Annotated in this window: 24 protein-coding genes, 1 tRNA gene and 1 riboswitch; of the genes, 11 read left to right on the forward strand and 14 right to left on the reverse strand. The window is 49.7% G+C overall.

The features are described from left to right. Positions 1–792 (forward strand): glycosyltransferase family protein (locus CSR02_RS16705; protein ID WP_167384176.1); only part of this gene is annotated, 792 nt, incomplete at its 5' end. Between the two features lie 661 nt (positions 793–1,453). On the opposite strand, the gene CSR02_RS15890 is transcribed toward CSR02_RS16705, so the two are convergent. Both CSR02_RS15890 and CSR02_RS15895 read right to left on the reverse strand, forming a co-directional pair. After that, positions 1,454–1,530, reverse strand: a tRNA-Arg gene (locus tag CSR02_RS15890). Positions 1,531–1,603: 73 nt separating this feature from the next. Then, on the reverse strand, positions 1,604–2,056 hold the full coding sequence (locus CSR02_RS15895; protein ID WP_042788349.1) for a hypothetical protein: 453 nt from the start codon (positions 2,054–2,056) through the stop codon (positions 1,604–1,606). Positions 2,057–2,275: 219 nt separating this feature from the next. Here CSR02_RS15895 and guaA point away from each other — a divergent pair, with 219 nt between their 5' ends. Continuing rightward, the gene (gene guaA / locus CSR02_RS15900) at positions 2,276–3,877 is read left to right on the forward strand and encodes a glutamine-hydrolyzing GMP synthase (RefSeq protein ID WP_042788347.1); all 1,602 of its coding nucleotides are present in this window, start codon (positions 2,276–2,278) and stop codon (positions 3,875–3,877) included. Positions 3,878–3,947: 70 nt separating this feature from the next. Here guaA and CSR02_RS15905 read toward each other — a convergent pair whose 3' ends face one another. From CSR02_RS15905 to mtnA, 4 genes are all read right to left on the reverse strand, one after another. After that, complete coding sequence (locus CSR02_RS15905) at positions 3,948–4,988, reverse strand: cysteine synthase A (protein WP_099542335.1); 1,041 nt, start codon at positions 4,986–4,988, stop codon at positions 3,948–3,950. A gap of 113 nt (positions 4,989–5,101) precedes the next feature. Then, complete coding sequence (locus CSR02_RS15910) at positions 5,102–6,025, reverse strand: DUF2272 domain-containing protein (protein ID WP_099542336.1); 924 nt, start codon at positions 6,023–6,025, stop codon at positions 5,102–5,104. Positions 6,026–6,170: 145 nt separating this feature from the next. Next, positions 6,171–6,662: a Cys-tRNA(Pro) deacylase gene (gene ybaK, locus CSR02_RS15915; protein ID WP_099542337.1), complete on the reverse strand. Its 492-nt coding sequence runs from the start codon at positions 6,660–6,662 to the stop codon at positions 6,171–6,173. A gap of 144 nt (positions 6,663–6,806) precedes the next feature. After that, on the reverse strand, positions 6,807–7,904 hold the full coding sequence (gene mtnA, locus CSR02_RS15920) for an S-methyl-5-thioribose-1-phosphate isomerase (RefSeq protein ID WP_099542379.1): 1,098 nt from the start codon (positions 7,902–7,904) through the stop codon (positions 6,807–6,809). A 317-nt stretch (positions 7,905–8,221) separates the two neighbouring features. On the opposite strand from mtnA, the gene CSR02_RS15925 reads away from it, so the two are divergent. Further along, positions 8,222–8,926 carry a histone gene (locus CSR02_RS15925; protein WP_099542338.1) on the forward strand — a complete coding sequence of 235 codons (705 nt, stop codon included), beginning with the start codon at positions 8,222–8,224 and terminating at the stop codon, positions 8,924–8,926. Between the two features lie 150 nt (positions 8,927–9,076). On the opposite strand, the gene CSR02_RS15930 is transcribed toward CSR02_RS15925, so the two are convergent. From CSR02_RS15930 to CSR02_RS15940, 3 genes are all read right to left on the reverse strand, one after another. Beyond that, entirely contained in the window at positions 9,077–10,105 is a 1,029-nt protein-coding gene (locus tag CSR02_RS15930; RefSeq protein ID WP_099542339.1) for an asparaginase, read from the reverse strand. 20 nt (positions 10,106–10,125) lie between these two features. After that, a complete protein-coding gene (locus CSR02_RS17135) occupies positions 10,126–10,371 on the reverse strand; it encodes a hypothetical protein (protein ID WP_244177072.1) in 246 nt (81 codons plus the stop codon). Positions 10,372–10,655: 284 nt separating this feature from the next. Then, a complete protein-coding gene (locus CSR02_RS15940) occupies positions 10,656–11,228 on the reverse strand; it encodes a Fur family transcriptional regulator (RefSeq protein ID WP_099542340.1) in 573 nt (190 codons plus the stop codon). A 130-nt stretch (positions 11,229–11,358) separates the two neighbouring features. Between CSR02_RS15940 and CSR02_RS15945 the strand changes: the two genes are divergently transcribed. The 3 genes from CSR02_RS15945 to CSR02_RS15955 are packed head-to-tail and all read left to right on the forward strand — an operon-like array spanning position 11,359 to position 13,862. After that, positions 11,359–12,261 carry a metal ABC transporter solute-binding protein, Zn/Mn family gene (locus CSR02_RS15945; protein WP_244177075.1) on the forward strand — a complete coding sequence of 301 codons (903 nt, stop codon included), beginning with the start codon at positions 11,359–11,361 and terminating at the stop codon, positions 12,259–12,261. Beyond that, complete coding sequence (locus CSR02_RS15950; protein WP_099542342.1) at positions 12,261–13,067, forward strand: metal ABC transporter ATP-binding protein; 807 nt, start codon at positions 12,261–12,263, stop codon at positions 13,065–13,067. Before CSR02_RS15945 ends, CSR02_RS15950 begins: the two co-directional genes overlap by 1 nt. Beyond that, positions 13,068–13,862, forward strand: coding sequence for a metal ABC transporter permease (locus CSR02_RS15955; RefSeq protein ID WP_099542343.1), 795 nt, complete (start codon positions 13,068–13,070; stop codon positions 13,860–13,862). Between the two features lie 18 nt (positions 13,863–13,880). Here CSR02_RS15955 and CSR02_RS16710 read toward each other — a convergent pair whose 3' ends face one another. Next, complete coding sequence (locus CSR02_RS16710; RefSeq protein ID WP_167384177.1) at positions 13,881–14,030, reverse strand: hypothetical protein; 150 nt, start codon at positions 14,028–14,030, stop codon at positions 13,881–13,883. A gap of 12 nt (positions 14,031–14,042) precedes the next feature. Next, positions 14,043–14,549: a flavin reductase gene (locus tag CSR02_RS15960; RefSeq protein ID WP_042788333.1), complete on the reverse strand. Its 507-nt coding sequence runs from the start codon at positions 14,547–14,549 to the stop codon at positions 14,043–14,045. 66 nt (positions 14,550–14,615) lie between these two features. On the opposite strand from CSR02_RS15960, the gene CSR02_RS15965 reads away from it, so the two are divergent. After that, the gene (locus CSR02_RS15965; RefSeq protein WP_042788332.1) at positions 14,616–15,635 is read left to right on the forward strand and encodes an enoyl-CoA hydratase/isomerase family protein; all 1,020 of its coding nucleotides are present in this window, start codon (positions 14,616–14,618) and stop codon (positions 15,633–15,635) included. A 60-nt stretch (positions 15,636–15,695) separates the two neighbouring features. On the opposite strand, the gene CSR02_RS15970 is transcribed toward CSR02_RS15965, so the two are convergent. The 3 genes from CSR02_RS15970 to CSR02_RS15980 form a co-directional block, all read right to left on the reverse strand. Further along, positions 15,696–16,319 (reverse strand): acetate uptake transporter, encoded by a 624-nt coding sequence (locus CSR02_RS15970; RefSeq protein WP_042788330.1) that lies wholly within the window; start codon positions 16,317–16,319, stop codon positions 15,696–15,698. Between the two features lie 141 nt (positions 16,320–16,460). Then, on the reverse strand, positions 16,461–18,716 hold the full coding sequence (locus tag CSR02_RS15975) for an FUSC family protein (RefSeq protein ID WP_099542344.1): 2,256 nt from the start codon (positions 18,714–18,716) through the stop codon (positions 16,461–16,463). After that, positions 18,706–19,224 carry a MarR family winged helix-turn-helix transcriptional regulator gene (locus CSR02_RS15980; RefSeq protein WP_099542345.1) on the reverse strand — a complete coding sequence of 173 codons (519 nt, stop codon included), beginning with the start codon at positions 19,222–19,224 and terminating at the stop codon, positions 18,706–18,708. The genes CSR02_RS15975 and CSR02_RS15980 overlap by 11 nt, the downstream gene beginning before the upstream one ends. A gap of 155 nt (positions 19,225–19,379) precedes the next feature. Continuing rightward, positions 19,380–19,619: riboswitch (cobalamin riboswitch) on the forward strand. A 159-nt stretch (positions 19,620–19,778) separates the two neighbouring features. On the opposite strand from CSR02_RS15980, the gene CSR02_RS15985 reads away from it, so the two are divergent. From CSR02_RS15985 to CSR02_RS16000, 4 genes are read left to right on the forward strand one after another with little or no spacing between them, the layout of a single operon-like run. After that, positions 19,779–20,207, forward strand: coding sequence for a DUF1636 family protein (locus tag CSR02_RS15985; protein ID WP_099542346.1), 429 nt, complete (start codon positions 19,779–19,781; stop codon positions 20,205–20,207). Continuing rightward, a complete protein-coding gene (cobW, locus tag CSR02_RS15990; protein ID WP_099542347.1) occupies positions 20,204–21,256 on the forward strand; it encodes a cobalamin biosynthesis protein CobW in 1,053 nt (350 codons plus the stop codon). The genes CSR02_RS15985 and cobW overlap by 4 nt, the downstream gene beginning before the upstream one ends. A 19-nt stretch (positions 21,257–21,275) precedes the next feature. Beyond that, complete coding sequence (cobN, locus tag CSR02_RS15995; RefSeq protein WP_099542348.1) at positions 21,276–24,740, forward strand: cobaltochelatase subunit CobN; 3,465 nt, start codon at positions 21,276–21,278, stop codon at positions 24,738–24,740. Further along, positions 24,737–26,098, forward strand: a complete 1,362-nt coding sequence (locus CSR02_RS16000) for a cobyrinate a,c-diamide synthase (protein WP_099542349.1) — start codon at positions 24,737–24,739, stop codon at positions 26,096–26,098. The genes cobN and CSR02_RS16000 overlap by 4 nt, the downstream gene beginning before the upstream one ends. The last annotated feature ends 22 nt before the right edge of the window (positions 26,099–26,120 follow it).

A 26,120-nucleotide genomic window follows, 5' to 3' on the forward strand; every position in this document is an offset into this window, starting at 1 on the left:
AGCAACCTCGTTCCTCGCGGTCATCCACATCGCTGCCGCCGCAGACTGGATCAAGTGCTAACAGGCCCTAGTCTCGCTAATCCGGGAAATTATCACGGAGATATTTTTCTTATCACCGATATTGATGTGAATGAACTTAATGCAATTATTCCAGATTGTTATAAATCGCGCACGCATATCATATCTATGTGCGCTAAAGATCAACTTGATTTCGTCGGTGCGCGTTTAGCTATCTTTGATTCTCCGGCTTTGGAGGGATATCAGCCTATTTTATATTCTGATGCAGATATTGTTTTTGATCGCCCCATTGAGGAATTTTTGCGTGAAGGGGCGCAGTCACGTTACTGCAGTGCGCAAATAGAGCAATTTCATAAAAATTTTAAAGAATCTGCACATAATGGAGGCACACTCTATGAGCAAGATCCTTACGATATTGATGATGTAAATGGCTTTAATGGTGGCTTATTACTTGTTCCTAATATGAAAAATCATGGGCGTTACCTTGCCGCCGCTTATCGTTGCCTGTGTTTGTATACAGCGCAAAATGGCCGAGATAGTATTCCATTTTATGATCAAAGTGTTCTCAATTATGTTCTATACAAAATGAAAGATTTCAGTCCTGATCCAGTTACAAAATGTACACAGATAGGAGGAGACGGGTTACCAGTAATCCGAGAGATGTTTGAGTTAAATCCCAAAAATCCAAAAGGATTTGTGCATTTTTGGAACGCTCCGGCAAAGCATCTTGATATGAAAAATTATTTGGAAGAAGTAAGAAACTCTCGCAATTGATTTTATAGGCATCTTATCAGTGATGAGCTCAAGCGTGATGCTATAGTGCGGATCACTGAATTGGGTGCCTAGGAGCAAAGGTTTTACAAGGGATTAGAATGTATTCGCTGTATGCGTAGAAGCGGCAATTTGTAAAAAGAGCGTTGGACAATGTGCTGACGTTTGAGGCATGCGCATATAGCGAATACGATGCATAGTTATGGAGTCATTAAGCCATATAGGCTTGTAAAGATCCGTGACAAACCAAACTGATCTATTAGAAAAACAAGAATAGCAAAATTTAAGGCTATCGTAAGTTGTATAGTGATCTGCTTTTACCGGCGGTTACAATTTAGAATATTCAACAAAGTAATACGAAAAATTGGCACGATAACACTATGGTGGAAAACTTTCTTCATTTCTCAAGTGGTCAGCGTATCTGATGCACAGAGGCTAAGAAACCAAGCTAGGCAGTTAGCGCGTTCTACGGCTGACCTGTTGAGACTATGAGATCAATGGGAAGAGAGGGTGAGGACTGCTATGGTTTTGAAAGCAGGAAAGAAACAGCGGTGGGAAAAGCCTCTGCCATGCCAGCGTAAAGCAATGGCTGCCAGTCACTCCGCAAAGCAAAAATGCTCTAACAGCCCAAAATGCTAATTTCGAATTTACTTAGGAAAGAGAATGGTGCACCCGAAGAGACTCGAACTCCTAACCCCCAGATTCGTAGTCTGGTGCTCTATCCAGTTGAGCTACGGGTGCGCCGTGGGTGGGTATTTAGCCGAGGGCGGGCAGGTCGGCAACCCCTAAAATGGAAAAAAGTGAAATTTTTTTGTTAGTCATTTCCAAGGAAGTTTTTCCAGCCGCGATCTGCCGGGCGATGGAGTGTGACATGCGCGCGGCATTCGGGCGTGCCATATACTCCTTCAAATGCATCGCCTGCAGGGTGGGCTTCAAACACCATGGGTAAAGGCTGGTTTTTGGCATCTTTCAGAATAAGCTGGGCATGGTAATGCTGTTTGTCCTTGTCAGGAATGCCGCGCAGAATAAGCGTGCCCATTTCTGGTACAAAGATCATGCGTTTTGGCTCAATCTGCATAAGAGATGTGCCGTTAACAGGGCAGTTTTCTCCTTTATCCTGCACTAATGTACCTATCCATTCTCCGTAAGGGTCATCCTCAGCGGATGGGGGTTGCTTGGCGGCATGGGCGGATGTGCAGCACAAGACCAAAGCCCCCAATGTGCCTGCAGCATATTTTAACCAACAGGAAAAACGTGTGTGCTTCATGCAAAAACTCCTGATTTGTTTGGTAATCTGTACCTAGTGTATGGCACAGGCAAGGCAGATCATTGGCAGCGGAGCCCCACACCTTTTTGGTTTTTAGGGTGACGGCATGACAGCATAGCTTTATATCCGCCTGTAAGAGAGCCCGTGCAGCCCAATATGTGGCGGCACATCCCTAAGAAAAGCCAGTTCTGGCACTGAAATCAGAAAGACCTGTAGTTCATGTCTGTTGATGCCACCCCGCCTGTTTCGCCTTCCAAGCTGGATGAATCCCTGCACCATGACCGTATTCTGATTCTGGATTTCGGAAGTCAGGTTACACAGCTGATTGCCCGCCGTGTGCGCGAGAGTGGTGTGTATTGTGAAATCTGGCCGTTTACGGCAGATGCTGAACGGATTCGCCAGTTTGCGCCTCGTGGTATTATTCTTTCTGGCGGTCCAGCCAGTGTAAACAATCCGGATGCGCCACGCGTGCCGGATGTTGTGTTTGAAATGGCTGTGCCGGTGCTGGGCATTTGCTACGGCCAGCAGGCCATGTGCAAACAGCTTGGTGGACAGGTTGAAAGCGGAGATCACCGTGAATTCGGCCGCGCCTTTGTTGATATTGTAGAAGATTGCGCATTGTTCCGTGGTGCATGGGCACGTGGTGGACGTGAACAGGTGTGGATGAGCCATGGTGACCGTGTGGTGGAACTTCCCCCTGGTTTCCGTACTGTTGCTGTGAGTGAAGGTGCCCCGTTTGCGGTTATCGCAGATGAGGGCCGGCGCCTGTATGGCGTGCAGTTCCACCCGGAGGTTGTGCATACGCCGCACGGTGCAGCACTGCTCAAAAACTTTACGCATAATGTTGCAGGTTGTTCCGGCACATGGACGATGGCTGGTTTCCGCGAAATGGAAATTGCCCGGATTCGTGAGCAGGTAGGAGATGGCAAGGTTATCTGCGGTCTGTCCGGTGGTGTGGATTCTTCAGTGGCTGCCGTGCTGATCCATGAAGCCATAGGAGATCAGCTTACCTGTATCTTTGTGGATCATGGCATGTTGCGTGCTGGTGAAGCTGACGAGGTGATTAAGACATTCCGTGGGCAGTTTAATATCCGGCTTGTGCACCGTGATGCATCGGACATTTTTCTGAAAGCGTTGGAAGGCGTTACAGACCCGGAAATCAAACGCAAAACCATTGGCCGCCTGTTTGTAGAAGTGTTTGAAGAAGAAGCCACAAAACTGGGTGGCGCACAGTTTCTTGCGCAGGGTACGCTTTATCCGGATGTGATTGAGAGCGTTAGTTTTACGGGTGGGCCATCTGTTACCATCAAATCACACCACAACGTGGGTGGTTTGCCGGAACGGATGAACATGAAGCTGGTTGAGCCGCTGCGCGAACTGTTTAAGGATGAAGTGCGCGATCTGGGGCGTGAGCTGGGTATTCCCGAAATTATTGTAGGGCGCCATCCGTTCCCTGGCCCGGGTCTGGCCATTCGTATTCCCGGTAACATCACGAGGGAAAAACTGGATCTCCTCCGTAAGGTGGATTCTGTCTTTTTGGAAGAAATTCGTGCAGCTGGGCTGTATGATGCCATTTGGCAGGCTTTTGCTGTGTTGCTGCCTGTGCGCACTGTGGGCGTTATGGGTGATGGCCGCACGTATGATCAGGCCTGTGCCCTGCGTGCCGTAACCAGCACGGATGGTATGACAGCCGATGTCTATCCGTTTGACATGGGCTTCCTTACCCGTGTTGCAGGACGCATTGTCAATGAAGTGCGTGGGATTAACCGCGTAACGTATGACATCACATCCAAGCCGCCGGGCACTATTGAGTGGGAATAAGGTCCCCATCATAAAAAAGGCCGGTGGCTTTTAAGCCCCGGCCTTTTTTGTTGCTTTGTTGCTAAATATCTTACTTGTTCAGCCAAGGTGCGATTGGCAGATTTTTTGCCCGCAGAAATTCTGGGTTGAACAGTTTGGATTCATAACGTGCGCCCCCATCACAAAGAATGGTGACAATCCGATGACCCGGACCGAGTTTGCGTGCGGTGCGGATTGCAGAGGCCACGTTAATGCCAGAAGATCCGCCAACGGAAAGGCCTTCTTCACCGAGCAGGCTATAAATAATTTCTAGTGCTTCGGGGTCTGGAATCCGCTCGGCGTCATCAATAGGCGCGCCTTCCAAATTGCCTGTTACACGAGATTGGCCAATGCCTTCTGTGATGGAAGAGCCAGAAACAGACAGATCATTGTTTTTAACCCAGCCATACAGGCCGGAGCCTTCCGGGTCTGCCAACACAATACGGGGGGCAGTTACGCCATCGCGTTTGGCAGCATCGTGCAGGCCCAGAGCAACGCCAGCTAGCGTGCCACCGGTGCCGCAGGCACAGGTAAAGGCATCTACCTTGCCGCCCATCTGCTGCCAGATTTCCGGGGCAGTCGTGGCACGGTGGCCTTCGCGGTTGGCAGTGTTGTCAAACTGATTGGCCCAAACCCACCCATTTTCTTCAGAAAGACGGCGTGAAACGTGCACATAATTGCCTGGATCACGGTAGGGTTTGGCTGGCACAAGGCGAAGATCTGCCCCAATCATGCGCAGAAAGCCGATTTTTTCCTGACTCTGGGTTTCAGGCATTACAATCACGCATTTATATCCACGCGCATTGGCAACCAGTGTCAGCCCAATGCCTGTGTTCCCTGCCGTGCCTTCAACAATGGTGCCACCAGGCTTGAGCACGCCACGGCGTTCGGCATCTTCAATAATAGCCAGTGCCGCCCGATCCTTAACGGACCCACCTGGGTTCATGAACTCGGCCTTGCCGTAAATATCGCACCCTGTGGCTTCCGATGCTTTACGCAGGCGTACCAATGGGGTTCCACCTACCGCGCCAGGCATATCGGCGGAAAGCGTGGTCCAGCCGGGATGAGGGGTGGAAACGGCATTTTCAGTCATTTGGTTACACCTTATGCTGTCACATATAATATATTGGCTGGATTATATCATGCTTTGCCTGAAAATTCTGCCATAGGGACAAGCAGAGAGGGCATGAGAAATGACACAGCCTTTTATTGGCCTGCTGTGGGTTCCTGTTCTGCATCGTAAAGCACTTCCAGAACTGTGGCCCATGGATAGCGTGAATCATAACTCTGGCCATCAGGCGAGGCGAGACGCCCTTGGGTATCGGTGGGGATGTGTGTCAGGGCAACTGCATCATCAATATTGCCACCGATAATGCTGATCTGTCGGCCAAAGGGTTGTCCGTTCTGGCCAACAGCAACAACAAAGCCGCAATGCGCCGGGAACCCGTAGGAAGTGGGTAGGCTGGAGAATCGGATGGTATCTTTGCTGCGGCCACGTGCCACACACACTAAATCACCGGGTTTAGGTGTGTAGTTTGCTGGATCTTGCGCTCGCAGGATAGGAGATTGCCCAGAAGCGGCAGCATTGATGTAAGTGGAATGGTTGGGAGAATACGGGAAGCGGCTGTTAGCCCCAGCTACGCGCATAACGTAGGAAATAAAGGCAGCGGACCAGGCGTAGGATCCATCATGCACAAAATCTGTCAGCCGTCCGTTAGCATCGTGTTTGCCGGTCCATGATGTTTCGGTCATGTCCGGGTCCATACCAATCCACCAGTATTCTCCAACACGTTCCCAAAGGCCGGGGGCGCGTTCTGGTTTTACGGAAGCAACTTGTGGTTCGGGGCGCTGTTCGGGGTCATCATCATTCACCGGGTTTCCAAACAGGCGCCATTCACGCATGGCAATGCCGACTACATCCTGCCGGTTGAAAGGCTCAAAATTACGGGTGGCAAAATCAGGTACATGACCCCCATAGCCGTAGCCGCTACTGGTTGTATTCCAAGTGTTTGTGGTGGCAGCACTTGGAGTTGGGCGTGCGCCAGGCTGCGGTTGTTGGGTAGCACACGCTGCCAGACACAAAGGACCCAGCAGGGCAACGGTAAGCTTGCGTGACAATCTCGTCTCCATACCAGAACAACTCTCCGGCAGATCCGGAGCGCGAGACAACCATTGGTCGGAAGTCTGAATAACATAGCAATAAGCGTCTGTTGTTCTGGGTGGAAGAGGGTTTGTGTTTTTGTGCTGCTCCTGTTTCCTTTTTGCGTCTCTGATATTAGGTGGCAGAAACGGTTACATCTGCCGTGCGGGCGTTTACGCATTTAATGGCATCTGCTGGTTTAAGAGCCACCACCAAACCTCTGCCGCCACCATTAATATAAAGTGTATCCAGTTTGAGAACACTTTCATCCAGCACAACGGGTACTTGTGTGCGGGCACCAAACGGGCTGATGCCACCCACCTTAAAACCTGTTAGAGCCTCGGCTTTTTCTGCGCCCAACATACGTGCGTTGCGCCCCCCAAATAGGGCTGCCACTTTTTTCAGATCCATTTTTTTATGAACAGGAATGGCGACGCAAACAATCTGCTTTTTATCAATTTCAACCATCAGGGTTTTGAAAACCTTGTTCTGGTCGATACCAATACCTGCGGCAGCATGTAGGCCAATTTTGCCCGGATCAGACACATAGTCATAATCCTGCAAGGTAAAGGCAATGCCATGGGCAGTCAGAAACTGCGTTGTGGGTGTTTCAATGGTTTCTGACATGGTAACCCTTTCTGGAAAAATCCATGAAGCACGGCGCCTTGTGCAAACGCATGCATATGGTTTTGCTTATTTAATAGTTATTCCCTGCGTCAAGCCATGCAGGCTGCATACCACCATGCAGGATAGCGGTATGCAAAATGCCATTTATGCGTGATCAGGAAAAAGGCCAAGCAGACCGTTTTCTGTGGCAGGGCAGCAGCCTTTTTCCGTAATCAGCCCCGTAACAAGTCTGGAAGGTGTGACATCAAATGCCGGGTTGGCTGCTGGGCTATTATCTGGAGTAATTTGGACAGAGCCTATTTTTCCATCAGGCAGACGTCCGTGCACATGTGTCACTTCGGATGCGGCCCTTTCTTCAATGGGAATATTACGGATGCCATCGGTAATGCGCCAATCTATGGTTGTAGAGGGGAGTGCAACCCAAAAAGGTATCTGATTATCCTGTGCGGCCAGAGCTTTTAGATACGTACCAATTTTGTTTGCCACATCTCCATTACGGGTAACGCGATCTGTGCCAACAATAACAATATCAACCAGACCATGCTGCATGACATGGCCACCTGCATTATCTGTAATAACAGTGTGCGGCACACCATGGCTGCCCAATTCCCACGCGGTAAGGGCCGCGCCCTGATTGCGTGGGCGTGTTTCATCTACCCATACATGAACCTTCAGACCTAGATCATGCGCCATGTAAATGGGCGCCAAAGCTGTGCCCCAATCTACAGTGGCAATCCATCCAGCGTTGCAATGGGTCAGAATGTTCAGGGGCTGTCCACTTTCTTTTTTGTGGGCAAGATCTTGCAAAAGTTTAAGACCATGCCTGCCAATAGCTTCATTCTGGGTGGCATCTTCATTGCAGATAAGCAGAGCCTCTGCATAGGCCGCTTGCACACGGTTTTCTGGGGAGATGGGCCGCAGCGTATTTAGCATTCTTTCAAGAGCCCAGCGCAAATTTATGGCGGTAGGCCGTGTTGCGGCAAGCATGGCTGCATTCTGTTCAAGGCTGGTATCGCTATTGTCCGCGCGTAATGCCAATGCCAGACCATAAGCAGCAACAGCGCCAATAAGTGGCGCACCACGTACCTGCATACTGGTAATGGCATGGGCAACGTCTTGTGCGGTTGTCAGTCGTAGAATTTCCAGAGCGAAAGGCAGGCGGGTCTGATCGAAAATATGAATAGACCACTGGTCTTTTTCATCAACCCATACGCTGCGATAGGAGGTGCCATTGATTTTCATGAAGGGTGTTCCGTGAGAAGAAGGGTTTGCATCTGAGATATAAGGATGAATGGTTGGTTTGAGCAATATGTGAGAAGCATATGAAATTTTTGAGAACGTATTTAGAACAATTTTGAGGTAAATAGACAGGAATAGCAAAATATATCTTTGAATTTGGAAGTATTTTTTTGCATTTTCTATAGCATTTGTTATGTAGAATGAAAATTCAAGGGTGTTCCCGTTTTTGCGGGGGCATGTGTCAGTCGAAAAATTTTTGTGGTTTAAAAATTTTGTTTTTGTATCTCCTTTTTTTTAAAGGAGGTTGAAAAGGAGCTAGAATGAGTGAAACCAGAACCAGCCGAAAATCTGCTGCGGGTAAAACAGTTTCCAAACGCAAAATTGCTGTTTCAACACCTAAAAAGCGCACACCCCGTGCAAAAATTACCGAAGTAGAAGAACTTTTTGATTTTGAGGTAGAGCCTGAAGCTCCCAAGCCGCGTCGTGCGTATGTGCGGAAGGCTGCACCTAAAAAGCAGGTAGAAGAAACGCCAGTTGCGCCTAAAAAAGCTGTGCGCAAAAAAACGGCAGCCGCTAAAACAGAAGATAAGGTTGCACCTAAGGCAACTAAAGTAACACGCCGCACGAAAGCCAAGGTAGAGGAAAGTGTAGAAACGCCCGCACGCGTTACCCGAAAAACACGTGCGACCAAAGCGCCGGTGGCTGCCGCAACACGCAAGGCCGCAAAACCCGCCAAGGCAGAAGAAGTAAAGCCTGCACGCGCAACACGCAGCACAAAAACAACAGCTTCCGCACGTAGCGCTTCTGCACCGGCTACACGTAAGCGGACTGTGCGGGTGGTGGAACCCGTAGATAAAAAGAAGCTTTCAGCTGTAGAAAAGCTACGTATTGTACAAGAAGAACGTCGTCGCAAGCGGTATGAACGTCTGGCAGCAGAAGCCGAGGCTGAAAAAGCTGCGGCAAAAGTATCTGCTTCCCGCAAAACAAAAGCCAGAACAACACGCCGGACGACACGAGGATCCTAAAGCATAAAAATATTTTATCTGGATAAGGTATTTTTCAGATAAAAGAGTGTTGTTTTAAAACAAGGCCCATTCCGTATTGTATCGGAATGGGCCTTGTTTTTTCGACATATTGTAATGTTAAAAAATATTCAGTGTCTTTTAATACATGTTTTATGAGCTGGCGACAGAAGGAAATTGTTCTGGCGCGAGGTTGGAAGATACCCTGAACTCACCCACCACACTCCCATTCCAATTTTTTAGTTCTCTACGCATGTAGTGTGCTAAAATAGGATGATCTTCTTGGTTAAAGCGCGCAATTAAAGCTGCGGCTACGGCTTCAGCCGCCTGAACACTGCCATTACGACATTTGATGGCAATACCAAGGCCTTTTTCAGGCAATGCAATTGTCCGCACACCTTCTGCGCCCATTTTTGTTATAACGCGTGGTGCTAAGGCCTGCATGACAACAGTATCAAACTCACCAGTGCCAGCCACCATAAAAGGGTGAGCAAGTTGTGCCGTGCGCAAACGTTTGGCCGCATTTGCTTGATCTGCACTTAACCCTGTGCCTGTTGCAAAACGTGCAAAAGCCAAAGCCAGAGCAGAAAGTGGAATAGCCCATGTGGGAATGGCACATCCATCTGTGCCCCTGTTTGCATCTGTATGCGGAACACCTGTTACTTCTGCCAAGGTATGGGCAATTTTTTGCATAATAGGGTGCGTGGGCCGAATATAATGTTCCGGGTTTTGGCCTGTGGCGCATGCCAGACAAACAAAGCCCGCGTGTTTGCCAGAACAGCAGTTATGCAGAGTTGTGGGTTCTTCTCCTGCACAGGCAAGGGCACGACCACTGCGTGCATCCAAGGGCCAGTGTGCGCCACACTCTAAAGCGGTGTAATCCATTCCTACACGGCCCAGCATGTCTGCGGCAACAGCAGTATGTGCGGGCTCCCCCTGATGGGATGCACATGCCAAAGCCAGAGCTTCATCGGGGAGGGAAAGTTTGTCTGCGGCACCTTCTGTCAATAATGGAAGTGCCTGCAAGGATTTTACGGTTGATCTGGGGTAAATTGGTGTGGAAACATCCCCTGCGGCAAAAACTGTTTTACCGTGCGCATCAACAACACTTATTGCACCATAATGGCGAGATTCAATAAGGTTGCCGCGTGTTGCTTCTGCCAGAAGCACATCCTGTGTCATGATTACTGCCTGTTATTTAATTAAAAAGAGTTGCCGCTTAGCAAATAGCATCTACTTGCAAATTCTGCGGTATGGTCAGGGTCGGGTTCAAGCGCATCTTCTACCATAACCCGGCGTAAACGCAGAATAACGGCTGGCTCAGAAAAATCACCCGGATCGTAATTGGCTATTTTGGACAGCCATGCACCAAGACCATTCTGCTCTGTTAGCATGAGTGGGTGGCGTGTATTGAGCGGAAGCCCTTCTTGCAAAAACAGAGAAGCCATAGGGGCATCTGCAACATGATACAGAAAATCGTCTGTTTCCTTGGAACAGGTCGCAGCTAACGAGGATATACGCGTTAACCGTATTTCATCTGGTAAAAAACGTGTCCGTAACGGTGGAAGAAGCGGAAGAGAAAACAAATCCGTTTGTATTTTTTCTTTATCGGTGCGTGAGTTTTGTACAATCTTGCATTGTTTTAAAGGGCGTTTATGTCGTTTTTCTTCTGTTGCTGGTAAGACTATTCCCGGCAACACATCCTGTAAGGAAGAAAAGCGACGCTGACCCATTATGCACCTTGAGAGGATATCTCTTTTGAGGGATGAGTTGCAGAGTGTTTGGCTGCGCAATGGGCGCATATCCCTTCTACTTCCACAGACGTGCTCTGGATTACAAAATTTTCATTTTTACAAATGTGTTTTAGTGTTTCCAGAACCGTTGTATCTGCGATTTCCGTCACAGTTTTGCAATCGCGACAAATAAGAAACTGAGCTGTGTGCAGGCATGCTTCTGAGTGTTCATGCGTATGGGAGCAATGCCGCAAATTGGTGCAGGGAATAAAGGCGGAAAGACGTTCAATACGGTGGATGAGACCGTGTTCAAGCAGAAAATCCAGCGCCCGATAGACTGTAGGAGGAGCCGGACGCCGCCCCGCCGTTTTAAGCTCTTCCAGCAGATCATAGGCACCAACAGGGTGCGCATGGGTAAGAATAAGGCCTAGTACATCACGGCGTTGGGCTGTCATACGTGCCCCCTGTTGGGTACATAATGCCGTGGCTTTGTCGAGCTGATGCTCAATATGCGCGGAAAAACTATGAGGTGGCGTTGGGGAAGAAGATGTAGGGCGGGGCATGTTCATCATCCGTTCTCTGTGTTTTCTAGCGTAACTTACTCCATAGGTGAAGACCAAATTTGTGTCCAAAGGGAGGTGACGTGTGGGTGAAGAAATGTAATAATATTACATTGTATTCAGGCACGTCAGGATAATGGGTATGGGGTTGGGGAAAACAAAGGGTATTTTGTGCCCGATATTGCTGGGTATCGGAGCGGTGTTCGGTTTCGCAACCATGAAGGTGGGATATGCGGCACCACATGCATTATCTGTTGTGGCAGCAGAAAACACATGGGGAGATCTGGCAGCACAAATTGCAGAGCCAGATATGCATGTGTCCTCCATACTTGTTTCCCCTGCGGTTGATCCGCACTTATATGCGCCAACACCGGATGATGCCCGCCGTGTGGCAGATGCCACGCTGGTTGTTGCCAATGGTGCAGGATACGATACGTGGATGGACCACCTGGTGCAGGCATCTGCTTTGCCCCAAGCCCATTATGTGCGTGCAGATGCATGGGCGGGGTGGCATGAAGGAGATAATGCGCATTTATGGTATGATTTAAATGCCGTGGCAGATTTTGCGCAACGGTTTGAAAAGGCATGCGAGCAGGCAGACCCGGCACACGCAAAAGCATATGCTGAGCGGGCTCGGAAATTGCAGGCAGATATAGCCAGTGTGCAGGCCCAGGCATTAGCATTGCGGCCACATGTGCAGGGCATGGCTGTAGCTGCAACAGAACCGCTGTTTACGCCGCTGGCCCGCTATCTTGGATTGGATATGAAAGAAAATGATTTCCAGATAGCAATTATGAACGATGTTGAACCACCGCCTATTGCTGTTGCGGCATTTGAGCAGGACCTTGCGCAGAGAAAGTTAAAGCTACTTGCCTATAATGTGCAGGTGGAAGAACCTGCCAGTAAACGTTTGATTGATCTGGCACATAAGGCAGATATACCCATTTTGCCACTGGCAGAAATTATGCCACAAGGTACCCATTGGCAGATATGGATCAGCTCAACACTTACCCAAATTGGGCATTTATTGGGTGTTGCGCAGTAATGTCGTCTGCTGCTGTACAAGTGTCTGGTGTCACATTGTTGCGCCAGCAAAGGCCTGTGCTGGACAATATCAGTTTTACAATTCCAGCGGGTAGTTTTGTAGGTGTTCTGGGCGGAAATGGCGCAGGCAAAACAACACTGTTCAGAACTCTTTTGGGGTTGGAAAAACCTTCTGCCGGTCAGATTTGGATAGAAGGGCAACCCACGCAAAAAGGCCGCATGTCTATAGGGTATATGCCACAGGTACGCGGTATGGTAGCAGCACAGCTTAGTGGCTGGAGCATGGTAGCGGCAGCACAGCAGGGCTGGAAATGGGGCTTGCCCTTTTATAACGAAAAGGCGCGGACGGATATTGATGCCGCTTTAGCCGCAGTAGATGCACAAGATCTGGCATCTTGCCCCGTAGGTTCTCTTTCTGGGGGAGAAAGGCAGCGGCTTATGCTGGCGCAGGCATTATTGGATAACCCCCGTATTTTGTTGCTTGATGAACCTTTGGCCAGTTTGGATCCAGCGCGAATGCGTGAAACGGCTGAACGTATTTATGCATTGGCACAAGCCAGAGGTATGACAGTGTTGATGTCCACCCACGATATAAATCCACTTATGGGGCTGATGGATCATGTTCTGTATATGGCGCACGGCAAGGCCGTTCTGGGTCGTGTGGAAGATGTGATGACAACACAGACACTGAGTGCACTTTATGGAGCGCCAGTTGAGGTGGTGAGGGCAGGTAACAGATTATTTGTTGTAGCGGAAGGCGGAGGTGCCTCTCTTCAGTCCTGCATGTGTGTGGGGCATGGTGCCTGAATGCTTGCCTATGAATTTATGCGCACGGCCTTTTTGGCTGCCTTTCTGGCGGCATTAGTCTGCGGGCCTGTGGGGTGGTTTCTTGTTTTGCGGGGGCAGAGTTTTGCCAGCCACGCCCTTTCTCACGTCGGGTTTGCGGGGGCTGCGGCAGCTCTTTTGCTTGGGCAACCAGCTTTGCTTGGCTTGGGGCTGGGTGCTGTTGGTGGGGGTGTTGCCATAGGCATGGCTGGAGACAGACTGGTAGGCCGGGACGTTACAATTGGGCTTGTACTTTCTGTTGCCATGGGCATTGGCGCGTTATGTCTGCATTTTCTAACCCATTCTGCCAGTTCCGCCACGGCGCTACTTTTTGGTGATATTCTGGGGATCGGGCCTTCCATGCTGGTTTGGTTGGGGGCACTTTCCGTTGCATGTTTGCTGGGCTTGGCAATTGTGGCAAGGCCGCTGCTTTTTGCATCGCTTCAACCAGAACAGGCGGAAGCGCGAGGTGTTAATCTGCGCCTGCTTGATATTCTTTTTCTTGTAATTGTTGCTGTGGCCACAGCGCAATGTGCCCAGATTACCGGGGTGTTGCTGGTATTTACCCTTATGATTGCACCTGCAGCAGCCAGTTTGCGTATGGGTTTTGCACCCCTGCAGGGGATGGGTATTGCAACATTGCTTGCACTTTTGGAAGGTTGGTTGGGCCTTGTGTTGGCATGGTATACCAATTGCCCAACAACATTCTGGATTGCCATCTTGGGAGGCAGCGTGTTTACAACAGCCACCTTATTTTGCCGCCTGCGAGGTCGCTAAAATAGGGGTATGCATGCTTTAGGTTGCACAGGACCAATCCAGCCAAGTCCACAGCGCAATAGCAGCCAAAAGCGCAACGTGCATAATAATAAGCGCTTTAAAGGTAATAAACGGAACGTAGTCGGGATCTCCTTTTACGGGAAAATCATCATGATAATCCTCTGACATGCTTCAATACCTTTATTTTGTGCCTTTAAGGCTGGGTATAGGAAGAGCGTGATACATTCTGTTGAAATAAACAAGCCCGTGGGCTGTTTCATGGGTGCGGATCGCCTGTACCGCTCCAAACATCACGCTATGTGTTCCCACTTCTACAATCTGGCTGATCTTGCAGTCAAACGATGCAACGGCCTCTTCCAACACTGGCGCGCCGGTTGCCAATGCAGTCCAATGCCCTGCGGCAAAGCGTTCTTGCATGGAGTTGGGGCTTGCAAAAAGATTGGAAAGCTCTTTCTGGGTAGAAGCCAGCACATTCACGCATAATGCGCTTCCTTCATGAAACGCCTGTCTGGCGCGGCTTGTACGGTTTAGACACACAAGTAGTGTAGGGGGCGAATCAGTTACGGAACATACAGCGGATGCGGTAAACCCTACAGGATTTTCCAGCGTTCCTGTTGTAACAATGTTCACAGCTGCGCCAAGCCGGGCCATGGCATCGCGGTAGGCGCTGGTCTCCGGAGCCAACATCTGCTCTCCTTAAAATCAATCAAAATGAGTCTGTGCGTGTTTGTGCATGAAATAAAGAGGAAAGCAATGATAGAACAAACTCTCCCCCCCTTGTCTGACGTAAGATTGCAGCAGGAAGGGCATTTGGGATGCATTATTCTGGATAGACCCAAACGGTTGAATGCCATTGATATCACTATGGCCAGTGGCATCAAAATGGCTTTGAATGCCTGGAAAGATGATCCTTCCATTCATACTGTTCTTTTGGAAAGCAGCAGTTCGCGCGCCTTTTGTGCCGGAGGCGATTTGCGTGCCATTTATGACAGCGTTAAAACGCAAGGACCATTGGCCGCTTACGAACAGATGAAGCGTGTGTACGATGTGATGCTGCAACTTGCAGATTATCAGAAGCCCGTTGTTTCTTTTTTAGATGGCGTTGCCATGGGCGGTGGCATTGGGCTGGGCGGGCATGTGCGTTATCGGGTTGTTACGGAAAGATCTGTATTGGCCATGCCTGAAACAGTTATTGGCCTGTCTCCAGATGCCGGGGGAAGTTGGCTTTTGGCACGAGCACCCGGGTTTTCTGGTTTAAGACGCGCTGTTACCGGTGGGCATATGAACGGAGCAGAAGCCGTTGCCATGGGGTTTGCCGATGTTCTGGTTTCATCATCATCTCTTGCAGATTTAAAAGATACATTGAGTATTGAAAGCGCAGAACATGTGTTTGCGCATCTGTCCTCTCAACCGGCAAGCCTTGACGTGCAAAGTCTGGATTCCTGTTACGATGCGCCAGATATCTTGCAGGTTATTGAAAAGCTGAAAGCAGATAATTCGGAAGGCGCGCAAGAGGATCTTGAGGTTTTGTCACGCGTTTGTCCGTTTTCTGTGCAGGTTGCCTGGCAGGGGTGGCATCGGGCACGTGCTGCTTCCTCATTACATGCGGCTTTTCAGCTTGAGGAAAATATGGTGCGCCATATGGTTGCGCGGCCTGATTTTGCAGAAGGTATTCGCGCCCGCCTGATTGATAAGGATAACAAGCCGGCATGGGCGCCCTCAACACTTGCAGAAGTGAATATGCAGGAGGTTCAGGCTTGCTTTGAGAAGTAGCTCAAACGTGCGTCCCGCAGTATAAAATACTGCGGGACGTGATTTTCCTTAGTTTGTTATTTAGGCCGATGCTGTCCGGAAAGACATGGTAGCGGTTGTTGGTTTGCCTATGGGTAAGAGGGCATATCCATACGTATCTTCCAGAATTTCGGCAGCAGCCAGGTAAATGGCAGAAAAGCCGCAGAACAGCCCTTCATACCCAGCAAACTGTGTAACAACAGGCATAGCCAACATATCGCCCAGAGCAAGAAGTATGAACAGAACAGTCAGGCTGAGAAAAATGACCTGATGTGCCCGTGTTATGCGCAGCGTGGCAATAAACATGATAAAAGTGAACAATCCCCAGGCAAGTAGGTAACTGCCAACAAGGTTGGGCGTGCTGGCATCTACAATGCCGGTATGGGGCAAGCCAATAAGTGCCACGAATGAAAGCCAGAAAGCGCCATAGGCCGTAAAGGCTGTCATGCCAAAGGTATTGCCATTGCCGTATTCCAGCATGCCAGCGAGAATTTGTGCAATACCTCCAAAAGTCAGCCCCATGGCCAGAATGGCTGAACCCATAGGTACCAGATCTGCATTGTGCAAATTAAGAAGAACGGTTGTTAACCCAAAGCCCATTAAACCTAATGGGGCAGGGTTGGCCTTCCGAACGTTTATCGGAAGGGAGGTATCTGAATATGCCATGCCAGATGCTTCTTTTTTATGAGTGTTATGACATTAAGCCTTAAGCGGCAGGCAGGAGAGAAGTTCTCAATAAACAGGAGAAATATGATAAAATTAAATTCATCATTTCTCCTTTTATTTCAGGAAACTTTTCTCTTTAGTTTATTTTGCGGAAACAGAACCCAGAAGAATAGAAACAGGAGCGTTTGCTCCAGGTTCATCCGTGGAACGATGGATTGGGCCGTACTGATCATAAAACCCAGGAATGGCCCGGATAATACCAGCAGCTTGGATAAGGCAGGAAATGGTTCTGTCCCGCATGAGGGAGGCGCCTTCCTGTTCTGTCGATGTTGTATGCATAGCTGCGGCAGCCTGTTCCAAAGCATCGGCTGTAGCCAGAGGCGTATGCCGCAAAAGGGCAAAGGACTTGAGCGCCTTTTCAAGGGCGGCATGAGCCTGAGTATTGGACTTGAGATAACCTGCATTCCACCGGAGGCGTAAAATCAACCGGCCGAGGGAAAGTGTTGCAAAGGCTGCATCTGTATAGCCCTGACGATCTATTCCGGAAGGAATAAAGGACAGGCGCATCATCAAGCGTGTGATTTTTTGAAGCTGGAGACCTTCCCACGTTATCCATTGTACAGGTTTGCGACTATGGGAAAGTGCCAGTTGTTGCAGGCTGCGCGTAAGGGAAAAAACCAATCGTGCTGCATCCAGCCGATGGTCTGGTGGAAGAATAACCCGAAAAACCAACACCAAAAGCGCACAGGCAGCCAACATGGTTATCCAGTTATTGGTGAGTGCCAGATCATTATAAACAATGGGGTTGTTAATGGAGAGAAGCATGGTGAAGAACACGGCATACCCAAATGCACCAATGCTGTAGCGCGGATGAAATTGCAGCCATACACCCGGTAGCAAAAATAGGCAGAGCGTGAGCCATAAAAGCGGGTAGCCATCTATACGGGGTAAAAATAGGGAATGACAAAAGAACCCCATAGGCACGGCCAGCATGGTCCCGATAGCCATCATGGGGCTTGCTTTTCCGGCGGAAGGCGCTGTTGAAAGCAGGCTGGAGGCGGCCACCACATATAAAATGAGCATTGGCCCTGCGCTCCAATGGAAAATATACCATAGCATACCGGCCAAGAGCGCAATAAACATGCCACGTACACCGTTACGCAAGGCGACAGGCCATTCCAGATACTGACGTGTATGGGAAGATTCACGATCTCGGCGCAGGCTTGTCAGATCATAGAGAGCAAGATCTATCTGCACGAGAATATCTCGCGTATTATCCAGTGTTGCCAGTAAGTTGGGTGCAGGATTGTTGCGTGAAAGTTGCTCCAGATATTTTAGGCATTTATGCAAACAGGCAGAAACGGGCGCAGGGTTTTTCAGCCAACCGGGGTATTCTGTAAGCTGTAGAATCTGCTCCAATGTTTCGGCAATATGCTGGTGCACGGGGCGTGATTGTGCATCCACCAAGGAGAGATTCAGCCAGTAAGGATGATAGCTGACAATAAGCCCCGTTAAACGGTTGAGAGCAAGGCGCAGGTTGGAAACGCGCGCCTGCATATCAGGGTCATCTGCTGCAGCAAATTCTATGGCGGATGTTAATCCTGCCATGTTTGCCAGAAGGCGGCTGCGGCTATCATAAAGAGGTTGGGGCAGGTTACGGAATGTTGTGTCAGTGACGGGCGTATCTGTAATGTCAGAAGGATTGTTCTCTTTTGCTGCAATTTCACCGGGGTGGGAGGCAATACCTTCCTGTGCGTGAAATTTTTTTGCATGGAGAATGGTGTCGCGGAACGCATTCCCCAATTTTTCCAAAACAGCACTGGGTTTGCGGGGGCTTGTCACCATAAAAACACAGGCGGTTACAACCACACCTGTGACAACAGCAGATAACCGCCCCATTGCAGAAAGAAAAATATTGTCTGGGTCTGCAAATGCTGGGGCGGCAATAATAACAATAGTGTAGCCGGTCAGCACAGCAGCATAAGCCCGAAAGAAGCGCAAAAATGTAGCCACCATGCAGGCTATACCAACAAAAACTGAAAGCGCTGCAAAATACAGAACAGGAGACTGCACAAAAACAGCCATAATACTAATACTGATAACTGCCCCAATAACTGTGCCGATAACACGCCATACGCTTTTGGAAACCATAGCCCCTACAGTAGGGTTTGCAACAATAAGAACAGTTGTGGCTGCACTAAGGGGGGAATGAAGCTGGAACATGAACGCCAGAAAAACAGCGATACCAATGCACAAAAATACACGGGCGGAATAGCCAGCGGTGGCCTTGAACGTGTTCCACTGTGTTTCATTGGAAAAAAGTGCTGGAATGCAGCGCAACAGCAGAGACCTGAAAGAAAAGAGAGCAGGGCTGTCCTGTTCTGATCTAGCGTTCATGATGCGCTTTCAGGAGGCTGGAAAGATCATCAATCAGGTTACGCACTTGATCTTTTGTAAGGTTCTGGCGGACATTCTGTTCAAGCTGGGCAGAAATGGTGTGGAACAAAACACATCTTTCATGCCCTGCAGGTGTGAGAACCAGTTTTTTGGCGCGTCGGTCCCGTTTGTCTTGCTGACGTGTGATCAGCTTCTGTTTTTCCAGTAAATCCAGAATGCGTACCAGTGCAGAGCAATCTACATTCATGGCGGTTGCCAGATCACTTTGTGTGGCGCCATCGGGCATCATCATCAAATAAGCCATGGGGCGCATGCTGGCCAATGTCATGCCATGCGGGCGGAGGGCACGGTCCAGTTGTGTGCGCCAGACGGTGGCCAGCCGCATGATGCGGAAGGTAAGCGCCATGTCTGAAAAACGCGTTTCATCCAATGTGGGCAGAACGCGTGAAGATGTCATGGAATCCTCATTAGTTAGGTAAAGAATATTTGATATATAAAGTATATTTATACGAATATAACATGGCTGTTCTGCGCGTCAATAATGGAAATGGCGTTACAAAGCACAGAAACGTTAGCGTGACGTTTCAATCACGTTGCAGGGTAGGTAGGTTTAAAACAGCAGGAGCCAAAAACTGCGGGTTGAAAGCAAAGGTAGCTTATGCGCATTGTGTGCGCGCTAATGGTGTCCTTTACGGGATGAAAAGGGAAGAACGGTGCAAGGCCGTCGCTGCCCCCGCAACTGTAAGTTACCCATGGTGTTCCGTATTGGGCCCTTCGGGGTCAATATGCCACTGGCTTGTAGGCAAGCTGGGAAGGTAAGGAGCGCTATCTTGTGTTCTAGCCTGTGCGGTTAGACCACATGTGGTTACAAGCCAGGAAACCTGCCATTGGTACCTGCATGCGTAAGCATGCAGGAAGATCTTGGATTTTTAAGTTCTGGCGTTGCTGCTGGCGGGGTGCCCGGCAGGCATAAATGTGCCAAAGGGTACATTTCTCTTGCTGTTTTTGGCAGGGGCGTCGGGTATCTGCACCCCTTTTGGGCCGTTATTTTAGGGGTACAGTATGGTCGAAGTGCACGATTCTTCCCAAAATTCACTTCAAAATCGGCCTGTTTTGCATGTGTGTGTCACGTGTCGGCAGGGTGGACCGGGTATGGATCAACCGCCGGGTGCCCAACTGTATGCGCGTTTGCAGGCTTTGGTACAGGAAGCAAAAGCCCTAGGGCAGGAGGCTCCGATTGTGCTGCGTCAGGTGCAGTGTCTGGCCGCCTGTGATCGTGGCTGTACTGCAGCTATTGCCATGCCAGAACGTTGGACATGGTTGTTAGGGCACCTGAGTGCCGAAAAAGCAGAAGATCTGCTGGCATATGCCCAATTATACGCAAATTCAGCACGGGGGACCGTTATGCCTTCGCGCCGTCCGGTATCGCTTTCCAATATGGTGCTGGGGCGTATTCCCGCACAACTTTATGATGAACAGGAGCCCTCATGACAATCGCATCACGCATACCTGTAACCATTATCACTGGTTTTTTAGGGGCAGGTAAAACCACACTGTTGCGTAATCTGCTCCGCCGTGCAGCCGGGCATCGCATTGCCGTGGTGGTGAATGAGTTTGGCTCTCTTGGCATTGATGGTGAAATTCTGCGAGGGTGCGGGGTAGAAGACTGTAAGGAAGATGACATTGTAGAACTGACCAATGGGTGTCTGTGTTGTACTGTCGCAGATGATTTTCTGCCAACCATGGAAGCTCTGCTTGATCGGGAAAATCCGCCGGAACATGTGGTGATTGAAACATCTGGTCTGGCGCTGCCCAAACCATTGCTCAAAGCTTTCGGCTGGCCAACAGTGCGTAACCGTATGACTGTTGATGGCGTGATAACAGTAGTGGATGCGCCAGCAGTAGCCGCAGGCCGTTTTGCAGATAACCCGGAAGCCATTGCCCGGCAACGTGCTGCCGATCCTTCTTTGGATCATGACAATCCGTTGGCAGAGGTTTTTGAAGACCAGATCAACGCGGCAGATTTAGTAGTGTTGAACAAAACAGACTTGCTGGATGTAAATGCATTTGCATGTGTTGAAGATGAAATCCGCCGTACAGCGCCGCGTCCTGTACAAATTGTACGAGCTACGGAAGGAAAGGTGGATCCTGCCGTATTGCTTGGTATTGGTGCTGCGGCGGAAGCTGATCTGGCTGCACGTCCTTCTCATCATGATGCAGAAGGTGGGGAGCATGAGCATGATGACTTTGAAAGCTTTGTAGTAAATGTGCCCGAACAGCAAAGTGTCGATCAGTTTCTAACACTCCTGCAGGATACAGCGCGCCGTTATGATGTGCTGCGTATGAAAGGGTTTGCCGCCGTTAAAGGTAAAGCCATGCGTTTGGCTGTGCAGGGTGTTGGAGCGCGTTTTCGGCATGAGTTTGATCGCCCATTTTCCGTCAATGAAGGACGGGGAGGCTGCATTGTCGTGATTGGGCAAAAAGGACTGGCAGCACCGGCCATTGCTCGTGCGCTTGGTGGTGCGTTGGTAACAGCCTGAATAAAGCCGGAGTGGGTTTATGCATCTTCTGGTAAGAGAAAACCGCACGTTGGATGAACAGGATCTGCCAGAAGATCTTAACCTCCCCTCGGCAGATATTGTTGTACTTTCTTTTACAGAAAGTGATCTTTTGGCTTTGCGTCATGCAGAAGGTCTATTGCGCACGACAGCAAAGAGTAATGAATGTGTTCCAACCTTGCAGGTTACAAGTCTGGCAAGGCTACGGCATCCTATGTCGGTTGATCTATATATAGAAACCACCTTGCAAAAAGCACGTTGTGTTGTGGTGCGGTTACTGGGTGGTTTGGATTACTGGCGTTATGGGGCAGAAGAACTGGCAGCATGGAGCCGTGAAACCAAAGTGCCAGTGGCGTTGTTACCCGGTGAAGCCTTACAGGATGCAGCTCCTGATATACAGAAACAGAGTGCATATACGGAAGATGACAGACGGTTATTATCACTTTCCACGGTCCCTTCAGAACACTATATGCGGTTAAAGGGTTTTTTTCAGAACGGTGGGCCGGATAATATCTGTGCTGCATTGAACTTGATGTCTGCCCTTGCGGGAATACAAAAAGATAGCGGAGAAGACCCCAAAATATTACCTGCATGGGGCTGCTATCGTTCTTACAGTCCGGTCGTCTCCATAGCGCAGTCACAGATCAAAATGGTTATGTTGCTTTATCGTGCACATTTGCTGGTAGGGGATGTGGCTGGTCCAGAATGTCTGGCGAATGAACTGGCGCAACGTGGCTGTGCCGTAGATGTTGTGTATGTTACATCTTTAAAAAACTCCAAAGTTGCAAAAAGTGTAAGTCAATATCTGCAATCTGTGCAACCGGATGTCATCTTGAATGCAACGTGTTTTTCTGCACGGAACCAGAATGGGTTTTCACCGCTGGATGTTGCAGATGCACCCGTTCTGCAACTTTTGCAGCCGGGTTGCACACAGGATTTATGGGAAAAAAGTGCTCGTGGTCTGGCGCGGGCTGATATGGCCATGCAAGTGGTGTTGCCAGAGCTGGATGGCACAATTGCAACGTTTCCAATTTCTTTCAGAAAGGATGCTCAACTTGGGCAACCTGCGTTGAGAGAACCTTATGTGCCGGGCATAAAATTGGTGGCAGGCCGTGCAATTGCATGGGCTAAATTGCGCAAAATTCTAAATTCAGAAAAGAAAATTTCTATTGTTCTTTCAGATTATCCTAGTGCGGGTTTAGAAAAATCGGGTGCCCATGTAGCGCATGCAGTAGGGTTAGATGGTTTTGCATCTGCATCTTCCATTCTGACACTGTTGCATAATGCTGGCTACGATATAGGCGCAGATGAAGTTCCGAATTCAAAAGCACTTGCCTCTGCGCTTGTTAATGGCAGTTTAAAGCCTGTTCTTGATGTAGATTTATACCGTCAGCTTTTATCGCAGTTAGCACCAGATTTTGTGCAATCTGTTTTTGCTGCATGGGGTGAACCTGAACAGGATATGCATGTAACAGACGGTGTTTTTTGCCTGCGTTATCTCCAGTTTGGCAATATTTCTTTGGCTGTGCAGCCTAATAGAGGAACAGCGGCTGAGCGTAAGGCGCTGTATCATGATCCAGACACGCCGCCATGCCATGCTTATGTTGCGTTTTATTTGTGGTTGCAGTATGTAAAAAAATTGGATGCCATGGTGCATTTGGGCACACATGGAACACTGGAATGGTTGCCGGGCAAGGCTGTTGCGTTATCGCCATCCTGTGGGCCAGCTGTTCTGACTGGACATTTACCGGTTATTTATCCGTTTATTGTAAATAATCCGGGTGAGGCCGCTGCGGCGCGTCGGCGTTTGGGCGCGGTGATTATCGGGCATATGACGCCGCCAGTTATGCAGGCTGAGCTTTCAACTGATGCGCAGGAGCTTGAGCGTCTGATTGATGAATATGCTGAAGCTGATGGTTTGGATCCGCGTCGAGGAGCTTTGCTGCGGGCTCATATTCTGGATAAAGCCGTAAGCACCGGAGTTCTGGCAGAAAGCGGTGTGCGGCCCGGAGAGGTGGATGAGGCAGAAGCACTTGCACGGCTTGATGCCTATTTGTGCGATGTCAAAGACTTGCAAATTCGTGATGGTTTACATGTTTTTGGCAAACCCACATCACATTCTAAAAAACTGATACAGGTTATTGCGCAGGCATGTGGGCGGCAGAAAGATGCCACTTTTATATCTGATGTCGCGCAGAGGATCCAACAAAGTGGAGATGCAGAAGCACAAGCACTTCTTGCTGCATTGAATGGATGTTTTGTGGTGCCTGGCCCAGCTGGGGCACCAACTCGTGGGCGGGTGGACGTGCTGCCTACCGGGCGTAACCTTTTTACAATAGACCCACGTACATTACCCACACCGTCTGCTACGGTACTTGCCAAGAAAATGGAAAAACTGTTGCTGACAAGGCATTTGCAGGAACAGGGTGAACATCTGAAACATATGGTTATGGATATGTGGGGTTCTGCCAACCTGCGTACTGGTGGGGAAGATATGGCTCTTGCCCTGCGCCTTATGGGAGTGGAAGTGCAGCGTACTGCCAATACGGGGCATGTTTGCGGGTTTGAGGTTATTCCCTTGCCTTTGCTGGATAGGCCAAGAGTGGATGTCACTTTGCGTATTTCTGGCCTGTTTCGTGATGCTTTTGCAGATCAGATTGCCCTGTTTGATCAAGCCGTGGCAGCTGTTGCGGAGCGGAATGAACCTGCTGAATGGAACCCGTTGGCAGCGTCTGTCAAAGGATTGGTGGGAGAGGCCCGAAAGCGTGGCACGGCACGTATTTTTGGTGCTGCAGCGGGTTCCTATGGAACGGGTGTTGAGGAGCGTCTGAATACAGGTTCATGGAGCAATTCCCAAGAACTGGGAGCAGCATGGCTGGAAGGCTCGTCCTGGACGTATGGTGGTGAGCGGGATGGCAAACAGGATATGCAGGCTCTTTCCAGTTTGCTTGGGCAGGCTGAAGCTGTGCTGCATGTGCAGGATAATGCTGAAACCGATATTTTGGAAAGTCCAGATATGGCGGCACATGAAGGTGGGATTTCTGCCGCAGCAGCTATGTTGGGCGCAAAACCAGCCGTATTGCATGGTGATACATCCCGGCCAGATATGCCGCGGTTGCGTACAGCTGCACAGGAAGTGGTGCGTATTGTGCGCGGTCGATTGGCTAATCCGCAATGGATTAGTGGCATGCAACAACATGGGTATGCAGGCGCAGCAGAAATAGCCCGCGGGCTGGATACATTGTATGGATTTGCAGCAACATTGCCCCAACGGTTTGATAGGCAGTTTGATCTGGTTTTTGCCCAAACCTTGGGAAATGCTGCATGTGATATGTTTTTGAAGCAGGAAAACCCAGCAGCGAGGGAAGCCATGCGCGCGCGTTTTGCCGATGCATGGCGGCGTGGGCTGTGGCACCCTAGAGGGAACAGTGTGGCCTGTGTTCTGGATGAGGAAAACAAGGCATGATCGTCCCCCGTATTATTATGGTTGCGGCACCACGTTCTGGCGGGGGCAAAACAACAATAACACTTGCATTGTTGGCGGCTTTTCAGCGTCGTGGGTTGCGTGTAGGCGCCGTTAAAACAGGGCCGGATTATATAGATCCAGCTTTTCATGCAGCGATCACACATCGTCCGCCTCTTAATGTGGATAGCTGGTGTATGCCTGTGTCTTTGCTGTCTGGTATCATGAATGCAGCAGCCACGGATGTGGATGTGGTGGTGGTAGAATCCGCCATGGGGCTGTTTGATGGATTGATGGCACCAGAAGGCGCGCGAGGTGCCCCTGCTGATATAGCCGCTCTATTTGGCGTTCCTGTTCTGCTGGTGCTGGATGTTTCTGGGCAAGGGCAGTCTGTTGGGCCCATTGCGCAGGGGTTTGCACGTTGGTCTGAGACTGTGCAGGTGCGTGGTGTTGTACTTAACCGTGTTGCATCTCAACGGCATGAACGTTTGGCACGTTCTGCGGTGGAGATGGCAGGACTGCCTGTTTGTGGTGCGCTTATGCGCCAGAAAGGCGAGGTGTTGCCAGAACGGCATCTTGGGTTGGTACAGGCGCGTGAGCATGGTAATTTAGCAGGGTGGCTCTCAGATCTTGCCGACAAGGCAGAACGTGAGCTGAATTTGGATGCTATTTTGCAAATTGCGTCGCCCTTGGTAGAGGCCAAGGTTAATTCGGCATCCTTGGCGGCTGCTTGTATTCCTCCTCCTGGTCAGCGCATTGCTGTGGCGGATGATGCCGCTTTTTCCTTTTTATATGGGCATCTTTCTTTATTCTGGCGGCAAGCTGGGGCTGAATTGGTTCCGTTTTCTCCATTGGCCGATCAAGCACCAGATGCGTCTTGTGATGCATGTTGGCTATCCGGTGGGTATCCAGAACTTTATGCAGGCCAGATTGCACAGGCGGAGCATTTTAAAAAAGGCTTAAAGGATTTTGCTCTCACACATCCGGTACACGGTGAGTGTGGGGGGTATATGGTTCTGGGGAAGGCTTTGGAAGATGCGCAGGGGCAAATGCATACCATGGCGGGTTTGTTGGGGCATGTAACCTCCTTTGCGCATAGAAAATTACATCTGGGTTATCGAGAAGCCACGTTATTGGCAGATAATATTTTAGGTCGTGCTGGCACACGTTTGCGTGGGCATGAATTTCATTATGCAACAGTTACGGATAAAGGGAGTGATGCGCCATTGGCTGATCTGGTTGCTGGTGATGGCGCATCACTGGGTGCGTGTGGTGGTCAGCGTGGTTTAGTATCAGGTTCATTTTTTCATGTTCTGGCGCGGAGTTCCAATCAGAATATTTTGAACTCTTCCGCTTTCTGAAAAGAGCATATGCAAAAACGAA

Origin of the sequence: Acetobacter pomorum, from assembly GCF_002738225.1 — a bacterium.
Classification (GTDB): Bacteria; Pseudomonadota; Alphaproteobacteria; order Acetobacterales; family Acetobacteraceae; genus Acetobacter; species Acetobacter pomorum.